The organism is Holophagales bacterium, from assembly GCA_016699405.1.
Classification (GTDB): Bacteria; Acidobacteriota; Thermoanaerobaculia; order Multivoradales; family JAGPDF01; genus JAAYLR01.
The window spans coordinates 4,298,329-4,316,529 of sequence record CP064972.1 but is presented as its reverse complement, the minus strand read 5'-3'; the positions used below and the strand labels follow the sequence as shown (position 1 = coordinate 4,316,529).

Below are 18,201 nucleotides of genomic sequence, written 5' to 3'. Positions count from 1 at the left end.
CGGCAGCGACCCGCTCCTGCCCGCGCATCGGCTCGGAACCTCGCGCGTCGGGGGCGCGGCGAAGGTCGAGTGAACGGCACGCGGCGCAGCTTGCCGACGGGACACCGGCGAGGCTCCTGGTGCTCGACGCCCGTTCCCATCCCACGGTCGACCGCTGGCTCTCCGCCGCCGACGCGGCGCTCGACGAGGCCAAGCTCCCCGGGCGCAGCCGCTTGGTCTGCGCCGGCTGGCCGCCGCTCCCTCCGTTCTCCGTCACGGAACTCTCGGGCGAGCTACCCGCGCGGGTGGCAGGGCGTACTGCAGTTGGTCGTACCCTTGAGCACGAACCCTGTGCTTCGTGCGGAGGTCGACATGCCGACCCGCTCCCTCGCCGTCGTCGCGTTCGCCCTGCTTCTCGCGGTCCCTGTCGCCGGCGGTGGGTCGGCGTGCGCCGAGGAGGCGCCGGCCGACCTCGCCCGGCTTGCCGCGACCTTCGACGGGGCGAGGCTCGGTCCGCGAGTCGGGCCGCTCACCTCACTCGCGGTGGGGCGTGGGGAGATCCGTCCGCTCGAGCCCGGCAACGTCCGGGCGCTCGTGGCCGACGGGCGCGTCTGTGGCCTGTTGATCGGCGGCAAGGCGGTCTTCCGCTACACCATCGACGACCGTTTCTCGTTGCCGCTCGCCCGCCACAACCTGAAGGCCGCCGGCCTCTCGGTGGGGCTCGAGGCGACGCAGGTGCCGGCGACCTTCGAGCTCACGCTCGAGGCGGCGGCGATCTGGGGCATCGACCTGATCCCCGCGGCGGCACCGGCGCCGGGAGCGACCGCGACCCCCGCGCCGCCAGCGGATTCCCCGGGGATCGCCGCAACGGACGCCCTGCCGGGCTGGCTCACCCGGGCGCTCGAGAACCGCCTCGACGGCAACCCCGGGCGCGACCTGGCGCTCTCGGTCGCCAACGGTCAGCCGGGCTACCGCTGGGCGCTGTTGCATCGCGCCGGCGACGACCTGGTGCTTGACGTCGACCCGCGTCCTCTCGCTCGCGCCGAGTCGCTGCTCGGGGTGTGGAACCTGCCGACGACCGTCGGGGCGCTCGCGGGCCGTTGGGTCCAGGAGTCGCTCGTCGTCCAGCCGATCGGTCGCGCCTGGTGGGAGCCCACGCCATTCAACCTGGCGGTCGTCGACACCGAGATCGCCCTGACGAACCCGAAGGGCGAACAGGTCCAGGTCACGACGCGCTCGCGCGTGCAGGCGCAGGTCGACGGACTGCGCCTGCTCCCGTTCTCCCTGCTGAGGGGCATCTGGGACAGCCGCGACGCCTTCAAGCCGTACACCGTCACGCGCGTCACGCTCGACGGACAGCCGGCGCCGTTCTCGCACCAGCACGGCTCGCTGCTCGTCGCGCCACCGCGACCGCTGAAGAAGGGCGACCTCGTCCAGCTCGAGGTGGTCGCCGAGGGCGAGATCCTCGACCGGCCGGCGGGCGACAGCTTCTGGTGGCTGGGGCTCGAGTCCTGGTACCCGCGCCCCGCGGCGGGCGGCTTCGAGTGGAGCGAGATCCGCGTCAGCGCCGAGGCGGCCAAGCCGTTCCTGCCCTTCGCCTCGGGCGAGGTGCTGAAGCGCGAGACGACCGCCGTCGGCACGCGGGTCGAGACGCGGCTGGCGCGCCCGATGGAGCGGGCGACGGTGCTCGCCGGCAAGTACAAGACGGTCACCGAGGAGCAGAACGGCGCGCGCGTCCACGTCTCGACCTACGCCACGGTGAAGGAGGACGAGGCGCGGCGCATCGGCAAGCTCGTCTTCGGCATGCGCGGCTGCTACGAGCGCTGGCTCGGCGTGCCGTACCCGTTCCAGGACCTCCAGGTGATCGAGATCAACGACTGGGGCTGGGGGCAGGCGCCGGCCGGGATGATCTTCATCACCAAGGAGGCGTTCTTCACCCGGGCGCGCGCCCAGGCCGACGAGGACGAGGGGTGGATCGCCGGCATCGCCAGCCGCGGCATCAACGAGCGCATCGCCCACGAGGTGGCGCACGGCTGGTTCCCGCACGTCGCCAAGATCCTGCGCAACGAGGAGGACTGGCTCTCGGAGAGCCTCTCGGAGTACGCCTCGGCGGTCTGCCTGCAGAGCGTCACCGCCGACCCGCGCCAGGGCAAGCAGGTCTTCGAGCGGCAGTTGCGCGAGTGGAAGAGCATGGACAAGGAGGTCAAGCCGGGCGCGAGCGTCTACCTCGCCGCTCTGCTCAACAGCTCGCACGGCGAGTCGGACTCGCACGACTATCTGCTCTACGGCCGCGGTCCCCTGGTGCTCCATGCCATTCGCCAGGAGCTGCGGCGGCAGAAGGGCGACGCCGAGGGCGATCGCCTCTTCCTCACCTGGATCCGCTCCTACGTCAAGAGCTTCACCAACCGGGTGGCCGAGACGCGGCACCTCGTCGCCATCCTCGACCAGGTGAGCGGTCAGCCCTGGCAGCCGTTCTTCGAGCGCTACGTCTACGGGCCGGAGTCGCCGCCGGTCAAGTGAGCCCCCCGGCGACCGGGCCCGTCCCACCCCCCCGGGTGGCGGCGCCGGGCGGGATTCCGGCGACCATCGTGCGGTGAGGACCCGGTCGTCCGGCCCCGAATCGGGCGACCGGGCCGGTTCTCTTTTCTTCTTTCGCTTCGAGAAAGGAAGTGTCATGAGCGTCAGTCAGCTCGCGAGGTCGATCAAGGCTTCGCCCACCCTGAAGCTCAACGAGAAGGCCGCCAAGATGCGCGAGCGCGGCGAGCCGGTGATCCACCTCGGCGGCGGCGAGCCGAAGGCCAAGGCTCCGCTCGACGCGGTGCTCAACTGCGCGGCCCAGCTCAACACCGGCGAGATCCGTTACGCCCCGGCCGACGGCCTGCTGGCGATGAAGAAGGCGATCATCCGCTACACCGAGGACCACTACGACCACTCGGTGACGCAGTACAACGTGGTGGTGGGGAGCGGCGCCAAGCAGTCGATCATGTCGCTGCTCTACGCCGTGCTCGAGCCGCACGACGAGGTGCTCTTCCCGGCCCCGTACTGGGTGAGCTACCCGGAGATGGTCAAGCTCGCTGGCGGCGTGCCGGTGCCGGTCGTGCCGTCGAACGGCGGCTTCCAGCCGACGATCGAGGACATGCTCGAGTGCGTCTCCTCGCAGACCAAGGTCGTCATCCTCAACAGCCCGAACAACCCGAGCGGCGCGATGTACTCCAAGGACTTCGTCGCCGAGATGGTGCGCTTCTGCGAGCAGAAGAACATCTGGCTGGTGATGGACGACCTCTACAACCGCCTGGTCTTCGACGGCGCGCAGGCGCCGAATCCGTACCCGTTCGCCCAGGACCTCGGCGAGGCGTCGCGCCTGGTGGTGGTGCAGGGCGTCTCGAAGATGTACGCGATGACCGGCTTCCGCATCGGCTGGGCGATCGCCAACCGCGAGGTCTCGGAGGCGATGACCAACATCCAGTCGCACCAGACCTCGGGGCCGGTGACGGTCTCGCAGTGGGCGGCGATCGGCGCGCTCTCCGGCGTGCAGACGCCGATCGAGACGCTCCGCCTGACGCTCGAAAACGCCCGCAACGTGATGGTCGACCGGCTGAAGACGATTCCCGGGGTGCGGATCGTCAAGCCGCAGGGGACGTTCTACTGCTTCCCCGACTTCTCGGCCTACGAGCGCGACTCGCAGAAGCTCTCTGAGCTCCTCCTCGACCGCGTGCGCGTGGTCACCGTGCCGGGCAAGGAGTTCGGCATGGACGGCCACCTGCGCCTCTCCTACTGCGGCACGATCAAGGAGATCATGGACGGTCTCGAGCGCATCAAGTGGGCGCTCGACCCGGACGCGCCGAACGAGATCTTCATCGGCGACCGTCGCCTGGTGAGGGACTGGGCATGAACATCAACCTCGACGTGCACTCGCCTGCGGCCAAGCAGGCGAAGGCCCTGGCGAGCCTCTACGGGCTCGAGAACCACGGCCTCACCAACCTGCGCACGGTCTACTGGAACCTGCCGACCGGGGCGCTCTACGAAGAGGCGGTCTTCCGCTCGGAGGGGCAGATCTGCCACCTCGGGCCGTTCGTCGTCGACACCGGCAAGCACACGGCGCGCGCCGCGGCCGACAAGTTCGTGGTGCGCGAGCAGACGACCGAGGAAGACGTCTGGTGGGGCCAGTACAACCGGCCGTTCAACCCGGAGTGCTTCAGCTCCCTGCACAACCGGCTCTGCGGGTACCTGCAGGGGCGCGACGTCTTCGTCCAGGACCTGCACGCCGGCGCCGACCCGGACCACCGCCTGGCGGTCCGGGTGATCACCCAGAAGGCCTGGCACAGCATGTTCGCGCGCACCATGCTGCTCAAGAACTCGACGCAGGACCAGGCGCACCACCACGTGCCGGACTTCACGCTGATCTGCGCTCCGGGCTTCAAGGCCAACGCGATGGCTGACGGCACGCGCTCGGAGACCTTCATCGTCCTCAATTTCCGCCAGAAGCTGGCGATCATCGGCGGCACCGGCTACGCCGGGGAGATCAAGAAGTCGGTCTTCACCGTGCTCAACTACCTGCTGCCGCTCGACGGCGTGATGCCGATGCACTGTTCGGCGAACGTCGGCGCCGCCGGCGACGTGGCGGTCTTCTTCGGCCTCTCGGGCACCGGCAAGACGACGCTCTCGGCCGACCCGCGGCGCGGCCTGATCGGCGACGACGAGCACGGCTGGGGGGTCAACGGCGTCTTCAATTTCGAGGACGGCTGTTACGCCAAGATGATCCGGCTCTCCTCGGAGTCGGAGCCGCAGATCTTCGCCTGCACGCGGCGCTTCGGCACGATTCTCGAGAACGTCGTCTACGACCCGGTGACGCGCCGGCTCGACCTCAACGACGAGCGCCTCACCGAGAACACGCGCGGCGCCTACCCGCTCGAGTACATCGACAACGCCGTGCCGGAGAAGCGCGCCGGCCACGCGAAGAACCTTGTCTTCCTGACCTGCGACGCCTCCGGGGTGATGCCGCCGATCTCGCGGCTCGACCCGGAGCAGGCGATCTACCACTTCATCTCGGGCTACACGAGCAAGATCGCCGGCACCGAGATCGGCCTCGGCATCGAGCCGGAGATCACCTTCAGCGCCTGCTTCGGCGGGCCGTTCATGGTGCATCACCCGTACGTCTACGCCGAGCTCTTGAAGAAGAAGATGCTGCAGCACGGCGCGAAGTGCTGGCTGGTGAACACCGGCTGGACCGGCGGCCCCTTCGGCATCGGCAAGCGGATCTCGATCCGCCATACCCGGGCGCTGCTCAACGCCGCGCTCGAGGGCAAGCTCGAGGACGTCCCGTACCGCAAGGACATCATCTTCGGCTTCGCCGTCCCCGAAGTCTGCGAAGGCGTCCCCTCGGAGATCCTCGAGCCCGCCAACACCTGGGGCAACCGGCACGAGTACTACCAGAAGTACGACGCCCTCGCCGCCCGCTACATCGACAACTTCAAACTCTTCGCCAGCGGCTGCCCGCCGGAAGTGGTGCAGGCGGGGCCGAAGAGGCTGGGGACGATGCCCGCGTGAGATCTCGGCCGCCTCTGAGGGTGGCACCCTCAGAGGCTCGGCCGCGGTGCGGAGGCGGGTAGGCTCCGTCTGTCATCGAATAGTGGCACGGCAAGTCAGAACCTGCTCTGGGGGCTCTTCCCCCAATCGAAGAGCTCCGCTCAGAGCATGCTCCCGAGCTCTTCGTCGAGCGAGATGACGAGCTGCCGAACGGCTCTGCGGGCAAGGACGAATCGGGCGCGCTGAACTGACCAATCCGTGGGGATGCAGGCGGGGTCCGCCGGAGGCGGAAGATGGCTACAGAAGGTTGGGTCCGCGGTGAACCGTAGCGGATCGAAGGCCTCCTGGACGCCCGTTCGCGTGAGGATCGCGGCCTTTGCGAGCTCCTCGTTGTTCGACCCGATTGCGAGCTCCTGAAGCTGAAGGAGGACGATCTGCGACTGTTCGACCTGTTGCAGGTAGAACTGGCGGATGTCGCTGCTCCTCGAGCTCCAGTCCTCCTCGCTCTGGGACCAACGAGCGGGAGAGAAGACATCGAGGAGAAGGAGGGCAACACGGCGAACCGTCACCATTCGGTTTCGCTCGTTTTCGAGTTGTCGCCTGGCAAATTCGCACTTGAGCGTCGCGAGCTGCCCCTCGCTCGCTCGCGCGCAGGTCTCCGAGGTGAGCGCTTTCAAGTCAGCCTCGATAGCGACGGTGCGAGCCTGGAGTGGAGTCACTCCTGGGATGCCAGTCGGAGCATCCTGCAGAGCGAAGGCGGCGAGGCGCGGCTTGAGCCCGAGCGACGCGACCTCGCTTCGCAAGGACGCCAGGGGTTTGAGGTCGATCGCCGAGATGGGGATCGCCCACCCGATCTGTGAATTGCCGTCGTTGAGCCCACCGTCTCCGATTGCGACCAGCTGCTTCGAGGCATCGAGAATCGCGCCTCCCGAGTGCCCGGGTTGGAGCGCGCCCGTCAGGCTGAGGACGACGAAATCGAGCTTGGGGCTTCTGCGCTGCTCAAGGCCTGAGCGGACGGCCGATCCTTGCGGGACCAGCTCCCCGAGCGGAGCCAGCCGTCGAGTTTGCGGATTCACTGGATGCTCCAGCGGAGCCGAAACCCCCTGCGGATAGCCGACAACGGTCAGCTTGTCAGGAACTCCGCTGGCGATCGGGAAGGGGTTCGGTACCGACGGTAGAGCGCCGAGCTCCTTCGACTCGAGCCAAGCGACATCCCGGTCCAAGTCGACGGCTCTGATCGTCAGGTCATCCAGGTAGAGCCCGTCGAATCCGCGTGCACGAATGGGCTCGCATCCGGCGACTCCGTGGAGGGCCGTGAGGACTCCGAGCTGCCCTGCCGACCGAAACAAGAATCCCGACAGGACGCTGTTCTGTCCTGAGACGCAGTTCTGCGGAGAGAGTCGGAGGACCGATCTAAAGTAGGTCGGGACGGGATCGGGTTCAACCCCGTGGGTGCCGCGGCTCGTGCCGACTGCCAGCCCGAAAACGGCTATTGCCGTCAGGGCGCGCATATCACCCGCACCACCGGAGCGAGTGGAGCTTCGACCGGCCGAGCCGCGAGCTGACTCAGTCGCGGGTCTTTCGATGCCCTGAGCACCCGCCGTAGCTCCTCCTCGCTCCGGCTTGCGGAGCTCAAGAGCTCGGCACATTCAGAGCTCTTGATGGAAAACAGACCAGCAGTAGCCTGCCGCTGCGCGAGCTCGTCTTGCGGAATCTCTCCGGGGCCATGGGCGCTCATCGGCGCCCCGAACCAATTGTTGGTTCGAGCGACGATTCCAACGGGGGCTCCGACTGCGATGCCGCCGAGGAGCGACGCCGTGAGCGCGAGGACCGAAAGCGCGGTAATGGAAGAGTCCCTCTTCGAGAAGTGGAAACCGGTTGCCCCGCCAGCCGCCAGCCCCAGAATCGTCATCATCACCGTCGAGAGGACCGGCGATACGGATAGTCCTGCGAGCCATCCGATGCAGAGTCCGCTCGCGAGAGAGAGCAGAGCGGCACAGATGGCCTCGAATCGCTTCTTCGATCGCGGGTCGGTCAAGGTGAACCATCTCCTGTCCGGAAGTGCTCGATTCGACAAAGCGAACCGAGGGAGTGTCGCAGCTTCGAGCTGAAGGCTGAGCTTCGCCGTGCAGACTATCGCGGTCTCCTCGACTTTCGAGCGCTTGGATGCTGGCACTTTCTGCGCAACTGGCCCCTCTGTCCCCGAACCGCGTGCTACTGTTCTCGACAGATCTTCCGAATATCGAGGTGCCTTGCCCGCTGCGCTGACTGGGCAGTAGTGGGGTGTATTCCAAGAGGCGGGGCGTCGACGGGTACGGTGGTGCTGACCGAATCCAGCCCCTCGTTCGTCTCTGCATCTTGAGGGCAGAAACCCACCTTTTGCGACGAGGGGCTCGGGCGGATGGCGCTGCGGGGTCGGCGGGTCATCCGGGCGGGGCCGGATGGTCGCGGTGTACGCGGGTTTCGATGCGACGACGTCTGCTGATCGAGGAGACAGCCATGCCGAGGCCGATTCAGGTGTTGACGGTTCGGGAATTCGAGAAGTTGCTCGAGGAGTGGACGCCGGGGCGGAAGGTGACGGAGGTGCACGTCCACTGCACCGACCAGCCGCGGCACGGGAACTTTCGCGGCCTGGCGTCGATCGAGGCGATGCGCACGGTGCACATGAGCCTCGGGATGGTCGACATCGCCCAGCACATCACCATCGACCCGCAGGGGCTCCTCTGGACCGGGCGGCCGTTCGACCTCGCGCCGGCCTCCGTGCGCGGGCACAACGGCGACGCCAAGCAGGGGCCGTTCATGATCGAGATGATCGGCCTCTTCGAGAAGGAGAACGGCAAGGTCGTCGACACCTTCGCGGGGGACCAGAAGAACGCGGCGTACGCGGCCGTCTGCGCCGTGCTGCGCAAGTTCGAGCTCGAGGCGGACGCGGTCCGGTTCCACCGCGAATTCCCCGCGACCGGCAAGACCTGCCCGGGGAGCGACCTCGATCCGCAGCGCTTCCGCGCCGACATCGCCGCCGAGCTCGCGGGCAACGCCCTGCGCGGATTCGGCGTCTCGCTACCGCGTGGATTGAGAAGTACCGCGGTCGATCGCGACGCGGCGCTCGGCGGGGTCGACGACGAAGAGATGCCGTGGGCCGAGGTTCCCGAGAGCGCTCGGGCGCTCGACGACCAGGCGCGACTGGCCGCCTGGATCGAGCGCGGCCTCGTCGAGCCGGCCAGCCGTGCGGCGCGCGGTGCCGAGCCGCGGTACCAGGTCCTGCTGCCGCACCTGGTCAACACCTCGCAGGGGATCCTCTCGAAGGAAGGGCGGGTCTGGACGACCGCCGAGGACCTGGACAACCTCGTCCACGTGCACCTCACCGAGGCCGTGGACAAGCAGGAGTGCCAGCACCTCCTCTTCTACGCTCACGGCGGCCTCAACAGCGAGAAGGGCGCCCTCGAGTACGCGCGCGTCATGGCTCCGTGGTGGCGCTCCTACGGCGTCTACCCGATCTACTTCATCTGGGAATCGAGCCTCTTCCAGTCGATCTTCCAGGCGCCGCGCGAGCTCGAGCGCGGCGCGCGGCGCGGCCTCGGCGACTTCTTCGACAACATCTCCGAAGCCCTGACGAAGAAGCTCGCGACCACGGTCTGGTCGCGGATGAAGGCCAACGCGCGGCGCTGCTCGGCGCCGTCGACCGAGTACGGCCGGCCCGGCGGGCTCCACGAATTCTGGCAAGTGCTCGAGCCCTGGCTCGACAAGAACGGCAAGAAGGTCCAGCTCCACGCCATCGGACACAGCACCGGGCCGATCCTCCTCTCGCACTTCCTGCCGCTCGTCACGGCGAGCGGCAAGCACCGGATCCGCAGCCTGAACTACCTCGCCCCGGCGATCCGCGTCGACGACTTCCAGCGCGACGTCGCGCCGCGCCTCGGGGCGGGCCAGGAGATCGAACAACTCCGCGTCTTCACGATGAGCGACGAGGCCGAGCAGGCCGACGACGTGGCGAAGGTCTATCGCAAGTCGCTGCTCTACTACGTGAGCCGCGCCTGCGAGGGAGACAAGGAGGTGCCGATTCTCGGCCTCGAGCACTGCCTCTATGAAGACGGAGCGACCCGCCAGCTCTTCGGTCTCGCCGCGCATGCCGGAGCCGTGCGAGCGCCGGTGCCGGCGAACCCCCTGGCTCCAGCCACGGTCGAGTTCTCCCAGGTCGAGCACGCCTTCCCGCCGAACGACCTGACCCAGTCGCGGCAACACGGCTACTTCGACAACGACCCGTACACGATGAGCACCGTGCTCCGTGGAATCCTCGGACGCACGACGCTGGCCGGCATTCCCGGCGCCCGGATGTTCCCGACCGACGAGGAGTTTGCGCGCGGTGGGGCGCTCGACGATCTCGCCTCGCGCGCGCTCGAGAACGAGCCGGTCGAGCAGGAGTGCTGCTGCTGTTGCTGCCGCCGCCAGCAGGAGACGGGGGGTGCGGACGAGGGGAGAGAGGAGCCCGACCCCGAGCTCGACGGCGACCCGGACGCCGACTTCGGAGCGGGGATGAAGCCGGAGCCCAGGCCGCCGGGCGGCGACGCGGGCTCCGCTTCACCCGATCGCGCCGGCAAGACGAAGCCGAAGCGCCGCGCGCTCTGCGTCGGCATCGACAAGTACCCGCGCCAGCCGCTCGCCGGCTGCGTGCAGGACAGCGAGAACTGGGCCCGGGCGCTCACCGAGGAAGGGTTCGAGGTCAAGAAGCTGCAGAACGGCAAGGCGACGCGCGCGGCGCTCGACAAGGCGCTGCGCGAGCTGCTCCAAGGGGCGAAGCCGGGCGACCAGCTCGTCTTCCAGTACGCCGGGCACGGGGCGCAGGTGGAGGACCTCTCGGGCGACGACCAGGACGGCTTCGACGAGGTGATGGTGCCCGTCGACTTCGACCGCGGCGAGCTCTGGCTCGACGACGACGTCTACGCCGCCTGCAAGACCCTGCCGAAGGGCGCCTTCCTCACCCTCATCACGGACTGCTGCCACTCCGGCACGAACGCCCGCTTCGCCCCTCTGCTCGGCGCACCTCGCGGGGGAGCGAGCCGGGACGTGCGGGCCCGCTACATCGCGCTGAACGCCCGGGAGATCGCCGCCTACAAGCGGACGTGGAAAGGGAGCCGCGCGGCGGTGCCGGTCTCGGAGCGCGAGCCGCTCCCCGGGGTCGTGCACTTCGCGGCCTGCCAGGACAAGGAGGTCGCCTACGAGGAGGAGGGCCAGGGGAACTTCAGCCGCCACGCCCTCGGCGTGCTCGACGAGGTCCTCGGCAAGAAGGGGAGCAACCGGCAGTTCCACCAGGCGATCGTGCGCGCGTTCGGGAGCGACGGGCGCCAGCACCCGGTGTTCGACCAGGTCGCGCCGGGCCTCGCCGGCGCGCCGCTGTTCGGTGGGCGGTAGGGGGCGCGGCGATGGCCGGGAAGGCCTGGGAGTTCTTCGTCCATCGGAGCGTCGGTGGCTTGGCGCCGGAGAAGTCACGAACGCGGCCAGAGGTCGATCTCGACACCCCGACCTTCCGCCCGCTGCGCGTCTACACGCAGGATCCGAGCGTGCCGCGGCTCGACGGGGCGATCACCACCCTGGCGGTGCGCTACGAGCCACTCGATCCGGGACCCGCCGGTGCCTACTTCGTCGTGCGGGAGGACCCCGAGAAACCCGGGGAAGTGGTGGTCCCGGTCGACCTCGAGCGGCCCGACGTGCTGATGCGCGACGGCTTCGATCCCAGCACCACCGACCGGCGATTCGCCTGCCAGATGACCTACGCCGTGGCGATGGAAACCTACGGTCGCTTCCAGCGGGCCCTCGGCCGCGACCCGGGGTTTGCGTGGTCGTCCCGCGACGACCACCGTCTGGTCATCCGCCCGCACGCGTTCCAGGGCGCCAACGCCTACTACGATCGCCGGCAAGGTGCCGTGCTCTTCGGCTGGGACGAGGCGCGCGAGTTCGCGCAGGGCCTGAGCCAGCCCGGCGGTCATGTCTACCTCTGCCTGTCGCGCGACGTGGTGGCGCACGAGGTCACCCACGCGCTGCTCGACGGATTGCGCCCCAACTTCCTGCGCCCGACGCACCCGGACGTGCCGGCGCTCCACGAAGCGATCGCCGACCTGGTGGCGATCTTCCTGCACTTTGCCCAGACCGACGTGGTCGAGAGCGCGATCGACCGTAAGCAGGGGAGCCTCGACGACGACCAGCTCGCGGCCATCGGCCGCCAGTTCGGCTATGCGCTCGGGACCGGCAGGAGTCCGCTCCGCACGGCCGTGTACGCCGGCAGGCTCGAGAACGAGCCGATTCCCGACGACTACCTCTACGACCCCACCAAAGAGGTCCACGTCCTCGGCTCGGTCTTCGTCTCGGCGGTCTTCGACGCCTTCCGCCGCATCTTCGAGCGGCAGACGCGCAAGCTCCGGCGAGTGCTCGCGCCCTATCAGGGGCGGCTCTCCTCGGAGGCCGTGGAATTGCTCGCCGAGCAGGCGTCGCGGCTCGCTGGCGAGCTGCTCAACGTGCTCATCCGCGCCGTCGACTACTGCCCGTCGCACCACTGTACTTTCGGCGAGTACCTGCGGGCGATGATCACCGCCGACTTCGAGATCTACCCGCAGGATCCCTGGGCCTACCGCGAGGCACTGGTCACCGCCTTCCGGCGGTATGGCATCTGCGTGCCGGAAGTCCCCGATCTCTCGGAGCGGGCGCTGCTCTGGAAGCGGCCGACGCCAGCGATCACAGTCCCGGAGCTGCGTTTCGATCGACTCAACCTCGATTGCGATGGCGGCTTCCTGCGGTGGCGCCCCGGTGACCCTGTGCAGCGCGAGGCGGCCGGGGCGCTCGGGCGAGCGATCTGCAACAGCGCCGCGGGACGACCCCTCGGACTGATGGAGCCGAAAGGGGCGACCGGGGAAATCGGCATCTACTCGCTGCGCACGTTGCGCCGCGTCGCTCCGGACGACGAGGTGAGCTTCGACCTGGTCGCCGAAGTGGTGCAGAAACGGCGCGTGCGCGAAGGCTACTTCCTGGGCGGCTGCACGCTGGTGATCGACTCGCAGGGCAAGATCACCTACGCCGTCTACAAGGACGTCGACAGCCGCCATCGCTTGCGCGACCAGCGGCGATGGCTCCGAACCCAGCCGGAAGAGATCGCCGCGGCGGCGTGGGACGAGCATTCGGCGGCCTCGACAGGGCTGCTCCAGCACTTCCATGCGCAGCGCAACGGCATGACGGAACCGGGCTGACGGGCCGTTGCGGGAGATCGCAGCGGCATCCGAGCCCAGACGAGGAGAGCGACGATGGCGACGAAGCGCACGACCCCGACGAAGAAGGCCTCCCGCGCCAAGGCACGAGCGGCCAAGCGTCCGGCGAAGCTCAAGGCCAAGTCGGCGACGAAGCAGGCCGTCGCGAAGCGACCGGTGAAGAAGAGCGCGCCGGCAAGTCGGCCGGCGAAGAAGCGCCCGGCGACGAAACCGGTCCGGACGAGTCGCGCTCTCGCGCCGATTGTCGGGCCGGTGAGCCTCGAGGAGGCGCAGGCGCTCGCGCGGGCGAGCGCACCGCGGGCCGCGGCGCGCGGGCTCGCACCCGCTCCGGGACCGGCGCCGATCGGCTTGGCGCGCAAGCACGTCGCCAAGGCGCAGCAGGAAGAGCTGGCGCGCCGCGCCGACGAGTACAAGAAGGTGATGGCGATCCTGAAGAAGCGCGGCGTGCGCGGTCTCGCGCCGGCGGAGGGGATGGCGAAGCCGGGGGCGCGCGCGGCCGGTGTCGCCGGCGGGCCTCCGTTGCAGATCCTCGCCGAGGGCGACTCCTGGTTCGACTATCCGCCCCATCTGCTCAAGGGCGGGATCATCCCGCGCCTGCAGAAGAAGCTCGGCGTGCCGATCCTGAGCCTGGCCAAGGCCGGCGACGAGGTGCGCTACATGCTCGGCGTCAAGGAGCGCAAGCTCCTCATCGCGCAGTTGAAGAAGGGCTGCCCGGCGGGCGGGCCGTGGGACGCCCTGCTCTTCTCCGGCGGCGGCAACGACATCGTCGACAACCCGATGGCACTCTGGATCCGGCAGTACGATCCCAACCTGACCGCCGAACAGCACATTCACGCGAGCCGATTCCAGACCGCGCTCGACCTCGTGCGAGCCGGCTACGAGGACCTCATCGCCCTGCGCGACGAGCTGAGCCCGACGACGCAGCTCATCTTCCACGGCTACGACTACGCCATCCCCGGCCTCGGCGGCATCTGCTGGCTCGGACCCTGGCTCTCGCCGACCTTCGACCTGCGCGGCTTCCCCAAGGACCCGATTCGCTTCGAGGTGGTGAAAGTGATGCTCGGCAAGTTCTTCGCCATGCTCGGCCAGCTCGCCGACCCCGCCAAGGGCATCACCGCTCTCGCGACCCAGGGCACGCTCGCACCGGTCCGCAGCTCCTGGCACAACGAGCTGCACCCCTCGAACGACGGCTACGACCTTTTCGTCGACCTCTTCCGCAAGAAGCTCAAGGAGCTGTTTCCGGGGAGGGTGCTGTGAGGGGAGCGACTGGAGAGTTCGCAAGTTGACCAGCCCGTCATCGGGCGAGAGGCGGCGGTTGACCAGGCCAGGAAACCAGGCGAATGGGGCTTCCCGACGCATCCACCGCGCCTCTCCGCGCCTCGTGTCGCCGTGGCAAACCGACCGCCGGAATCGGTTGCCATCGTCGTCGCTCCGCCTCTAGACTCGCGCGCCAAACGAGAGCGTCGAGGACCGCGGTCGCTGGCCGCAAGGAGGTTCGATGGGTTCTGTCCTGCGCAGCATCGGGGCCGTGTTGGTCGGATTCGTCGCCGCGAGCGCGGTGATGATGCTCGTCGAATTCACCAACGGTCATCTTCTCTACCCGGACCTCGGCAGGGCCGCGGCCGGCGTCCGGGACCAGCACGAGATGGCCGAGCTGATGGCGAAGGCCCCCGCGGGCGCGATGGTCGTCGTGCTCGTCGGTTGGATCCTCGGCAGCTTCGTCGGCGGTTGGGTGGCGACGCGGGTCGCCGGGCGGAGCTCGATGCGGCCGGGCATCGTCGTCGGTGGGCTGTTGACGCTCGCCGGCGTCGCCAACAACCTGATGATTCCTCCGCCGCTCTGGTTCTGGGTGGCAGGGCTCGCCGTGATGCTGCCGCTCGCCTGGCTCGGCGCGAAGAAGGCGCTCTCGCCCTCCCTGGGCTGATCTCGCCGTCAGCGTCACCCCCGGGTTGGTCGGCGGTTGGCCGGGGAAGCCGGAACGGGTACCCGGGGAAAGTGGCTGGCACCTGCTGGTCTCTTGCTCGGGAGGGACCTGCAACCACCTGACGGAGCGCGCTGGCGACGGCTCTCGCGCCGGCTGAGCGTCTCGTGTCCGATACAAGCCGGGGAAAGTGCCTGGCACCTGTCAGGGGCGGGTGCCCGGGGAAAGTGGTTGGCACCTGCTGGGGGCAGAGCTCGGGAAGGGTGCTTGGCGACATCTGACCGACCGTGCCGGCGACGGGTCTCGCGCCGAGGGGGAAAGTGCCTGGCACCTGGGGGCATGCCGTCGGCGACGAGGGGGGCTCGGGGGTGGCCGTGGCGCTGTCCGGGGTTCGCGGAATTCCGCGTCTCCCTGGTCAGGAGGACCTCCGATGCGCACTTCCGCGACCGCCGCATTCGCCGTACTGATCCCCATGCTGCTGTCGGCCGCTGGTGCCGTGTTCGCCAGCGCCAGCGATCTCGACCCGACCCTTGCCGCTGACGGCGATCTCGACACGAGCTTCTCGGTCGACGGCCTCGCGACGGTCGACTTCGCCATCGGGTCGACGCACGAGGAGCGCGCCAGCGCGGCTGCCGTCGGGCCGGACGGTCGTCTGGTCATCGTGGGCCGGGCCCGCTTCTCGGCGTCGGACACCGACTTCGCGATCGCGCGCCTCAATCCGAACGGCACGCTCGACACGACCTTCTCGGGGGACGGACTGCAGACCGTGGCGTTCGACCTCGGCACGCCGAGCAACACGCAGATTCTCGACGAGGCGAAGTCGGTGGCCATCGACCGCTCGGGCCGGATCGTCGTCTGCGGCACGGCGAAGGACGCCACGACCTATCGCGTCGCCGTCGCGCGCCTGACTACGACGGGCGCGCTCGACGCAACCTTCTCGGGAGACGGCAAAGTCGATCTGCCCGCCGATCCCGACAGCCTGTCGACCCCCACCTCCAACTGCCATGTCTTCGTGGACTCCAACGGCGCGATCGTGCTGACCACGAGCAGCGCGGTGATCAAGATGGACGGCAGCGGTGACCTCTTCACCACCTTCGGCACGTCGGGCTACTCCAAGGCATCGACCGCTTGTGGCTCTGGTTGGGATTCCTGCGGGTTCCGCCAGAGCGTCGAACACCCCGACGGCTACTACTTCACCGCCGGCTGGGGCTTCAACGGGACGACCCTCTCCGACGAGCCGATCCTCTTCTGTCATTGGGCCGGGCTCGGCGGCTTGAACGGCAGCTTCGCCGCCGGCGGTCGCCTCGTCACCCTGCCCCCAGGCCTCGGAGCTGGCCGTGTCGAGCGGGTGCGCCTCGATTCCCTGGGTCGGCTGGTCCTCTTCGTCTCCACCTCTTCTGGCGGCGGTTTCGGCGACTTCGTCACCCGGGTCGACGTGGCCGCGGAGGCGATCGACCCGACGTTCGGGCTCGTCGGGACCCCCGGCTGGCTCGACCTCGACCCTGTGACCTGGACCGAGACCGACTGGATCGATCTCGCGCTCGCTCCGGACGACAAGATCCTGGCCACCGGAATGGCGATGTTCGCCACCTCCTCGATCACCGTGGCGCGCTTCTTGCGCGACGGCAACGGGTTCGACAACGGCTTCTCGACCGACGCCCGTGCCGAGACGGAGTTCGTGCCCGGCGGCGCGGCCACGGTGGCGGCCGTGGTCGTCACCGACGGGCGGCCCACCGTCATCGGCAAGGTGTTCAATCAGAGCGACGATGACTTCGCGGTGGCCCGCTTCCGCTCGAATGCCCTCCTCCAGGACGGCTTCGAGATCGGCTCGACCTGGCGCTGGACGCGCTGAGCGCACCGCGCGCCCCGGGTTGCCCCCCCCGAGGTCGGCGGCACCTGGAAAAGTGCCTGGCACCGGAAAAGTGGCTGGCACCTGCCGGGTACCTGTGGGAAGGTGGCTGGCACCTGCCGGGCACTGGGAAGGTGGCTGGCACCTGCCGGGCCCCGGCGGACGGCACCTCGGCGTGGGGCTCGCGGCGAGGGGGCGATCGCTTCGCCACGCCTTCGCGAGAGAATACCCAGGACGCCGAGCGCGGGAGGGTCCAGGGCAGGGTCGTCCAGGGGAGATTCAGCTGCCCTCATCGCTCGGTCGCTGTGAGGAGGGGAGCGGGCATGATCGAGCTGCCGAGAGAGACCCACACGCAGGCGGTTGCGTCGCTCGAGCGCTACCTCCGCGAGCGGCTCGAGTTGTCGATCGGCCACCTCGGGGCGGATGGGCTGTTGCGCTACTTCCTCGAAGAGGTCGGCCCGTGCGTCTACAACCGCGGAGTCGCCGACGCGCAAGCGCGATTGCTGGCGCGCGTCGAAGAGCTCGATGGCGAGGTCTACGAGGAGGAGCTCCCGTACTGGCCGCGGCAGAGCGCGAAGGCGAAGGGGCGCCGGTGACGCACCATCGCTCCCTCGCCGCCCTCGGTTGGTCGCCCTGGTTCGCCGAACAGCTCCGGGCTCGTGGGGAGGCCGAGTCTTCGGTCGCGCGGGTGGCGGCGGTCGACCGGGAGCAGTTGCTGCTGCTGGACGACACGGGGGCGTTCCGGGCGCGACTCGCCGGGAGGCTCGTCCACGCGTCGTCGTCGCCGGCAGATCTCCCGTGTGTCGGCGACTGGGTCGTGGTGGAGAGGTCGCCGGACGATTCGGCCGGACGGGTGCGCGAGCTGCTGACGCGCCGGACCAGCCTGCGGCGCCGCGCGGCGGGGGAGGTGGTCGAGCTGCAGATGATCGCGGCGAACGTCGATGTCGTGCTGGTCGTTCAGTCGTGCCACTACGATTTCAATCTCAATCGACTCGAGCGCTATCTGGTGATGATCCGCGAAGGTGGCGCGATCCCCTGGGTGCTCCTCACCAAGACGGATCGGGTGGAGCCCGAGGCGGTCGAGGAGCAGGTGGCGCAGATCCGGAGCTCCAGCAACGACCTCCCGGTCCTGACGCTCAGCAACGTCACGCACGAGGGCCTCTCCGCGCTCGAGGGCCGGCTCGAGCCGGGCAAGACCTACTGCTTCGTCGGCTCGTCGGGAGTCGGCAAGAGCACGCTGATCAACAAGCTGCTCGGTCGCGACCTCCTCGGGACCGGGGTGGTGAGCGGGACCGGCGAGGGACGCCACACCACCGTGCGGCGCGAGCTCGTCGTGCTGGCCAACGGAGCGCTGGTGATCGACAACCCCGGCATGCGCGAGCTCGGCGTCCTCGGCGCCGGCGACGGGCTCGCGGCGAGCTTCGCCGACATCGACGAACGGGCCGGTCGCTGTCGCTTCCGCGACTGCACCCACACCGGCGAGCCCGGCTGCGCCGTCCAGGAGGCGGTCGCTTCCGGCGAAGTCGCCGCGGGACACTACGAGAGCTACCGCAAGCTCAGCCGCGAGTCCGCCTTCCACGAGCTCTCCTACGCTGAGAAGCGCAAGAAGGACAAAGCCTTCGGTCGATTCGTCAAATCGGTGAAGAAGGACCTCGGGAGAGACTAGCCACCGT

The 18,201-nt window shown here is 68.9% G+C and carries 12 protein-coding genes; 10 read left to right on the top strand and 2 right to left on the bottom strand.

Going from position 1 to position 18,201, the window contains the following annotated elements; all coding sequences use genetic code 11:
• The first annotated feature begins 351 nt into the window (after positions 1–351).
• The 3 genes from IPJ17_17880 to pckA all read left to right on the top strand — a co-directional run bounded on the left by IPJ17_17880 (position 352) and on the right by pckA (position 5,526).
• On the top strand, positions 352–2,499 hold the full coding sequence (locus IPJ17_17880) for a hypothetical protein (protein ID QQR73333.1): 2,148 nt from the start codon (positions 352–354) through the stop codon (positions 2,497–2,499).
• Positions 2,500–2,653: 154 nt separating this feature from the next.
• Positions 2,654–3,871: a pyridoxal phosphate-dependent aminotransferase gene (locus IPJ17_17875; protein ID QQR73332.1), complete on the top strand. Its 1,218-nt coding sequence runs from the start codon at positions 2,654–2,656 to the stop codon at positions 3,869–3,871.
• Entirely contained in the window at positions 3,868–5,526 is a 1,659-nt protein-coding gene (gene pckA / locus IPJ17_17870; GenBank protein ID QQR73331.1) for a phosphoenolpyruvate carboxykinase (ATP), read from the top strand. Before IPJ17_17875 ends, pckA begins: the two co-directional genes overlap by 4 nt.
• Positions 5,527–5,666: 140 nt before the next feature.
• Here pckA and IPJ17_17865 read toward each other — a convergent pair whose 3' ends face one another.
• Entirely contained in the window at positions 5,667–7,016 is a 1,350-nt protein-coding gene (locus IPJ17_17865) for a trypsin-like peptidase domain-containing protein (GenBank protein QQR73330.1), read from the bottom strand.
• Positions 7,004–7,543 carry a hypothetical protein gene (locus tag IPJ17_17860; protein ID QQR73329.1) on the bottom strand — a complete coding sequence of 180 codons (540 nt, stop codon included), beginning with the start codon at positions 7,541–7,543 and terminating at the stop codon, positions 7,004–7,006. The genes IPJ17_17865 and IPJ17_17860 overlap by 13 nt, the downstream gene beginning before the upstream one ends.
• Before the next feature lie 461 nt (positions 7,544–8,004).
• Here IPJ17_17860 and IPJ17_17855 point away from each other — a divergent pair, with 461 nt between their 5' ends.
• The 7 genes from IPJ17_17855 (at position 8,005) to rsgA (ending at position 18,194) form a co-directional block, all read left to right on the top strand.
• Complete coding sequence (locus IPJ17_17855) at positions 8,005–10,914, top strand: caspase family protein (protein ID QQR73328.1); 2,910 nt, start codon at positions 8,005–8,007, stop codon at positions 10,912–10,914.
• An 11-nt stretch (positions 10,915–10,925) separates the two neighbouring features.
• Entirely contained in the window at positions 10,926–12,740 is a 1,815-nt protein-coding gene (locus tag IPJ17_17850; GenBank protein QQR73327.1) for a hypothetical protein, read from the top strand.
• Between the two features lie 54 nt (positions 12,741–12,794).
• The gene (locus tag IPJ17_17845) at positions 12,795–14,015 is read left to right on the top strand and encodes an SGNH/GDSL hydrolase family protein (protein QQR73326.1); all 1,221 of its coding nucleotides are present in this window, start codon (positions 12,795–12,797) and stop codon (positions 14,013–14,015) included.
• A 241-nt stretch (positions 14,016–14,256) separates the two neighbouring features.
• Positions 14,257–14,682: a hypothetical protein gene (locus tag IPJ17_17840; protein ID QQR73325.1), complete on the top strand. Its 426-nt coding sequence runs from the start codon at positions 14,257–14,259 to the stop codon at positions 14,680–14,682.
• A 427-nt stretch (positions 14,683–15,109) separates the two neighbouring features.
• Positions 15,110–16,531 (top strand): hypothetical protein, encoded by a 1,422-nt coding sequence (locus IPJ17_17835; GenBank protein QQR73324.1) that lies wholly within the window; start codon positions 15,110–15,112, stop codon positions 16,529–16,531.
• Between the two features lie 320 nt (positions 16,532–16,851).
• Entirely contained in the window at positions 16,852–17,124 is a 273-nt protein-coding gene (locus IPJ17_17830; GenBank protein ID QQR73323.1) for a DUF2164 domain-containing protein, read from the top strand.
• Positions 17,121–18,194, top strand: a complete 1,074-nt coding sequence (rsgA, locus tag IPJ17_17825) for a ribosome small subunit-dependent GTPase A (GenBank protein QQR73322.1) — start codon at positions 17,121–17,123, stop codon at positions 18,192–18,194. The genes IPJ17_17830 and rsgA overlap by 4 nt, the downstream gene beginning before the upstream one ends.
• Positions 18,195–18,201: the final 7 nt, after the last annotated feature.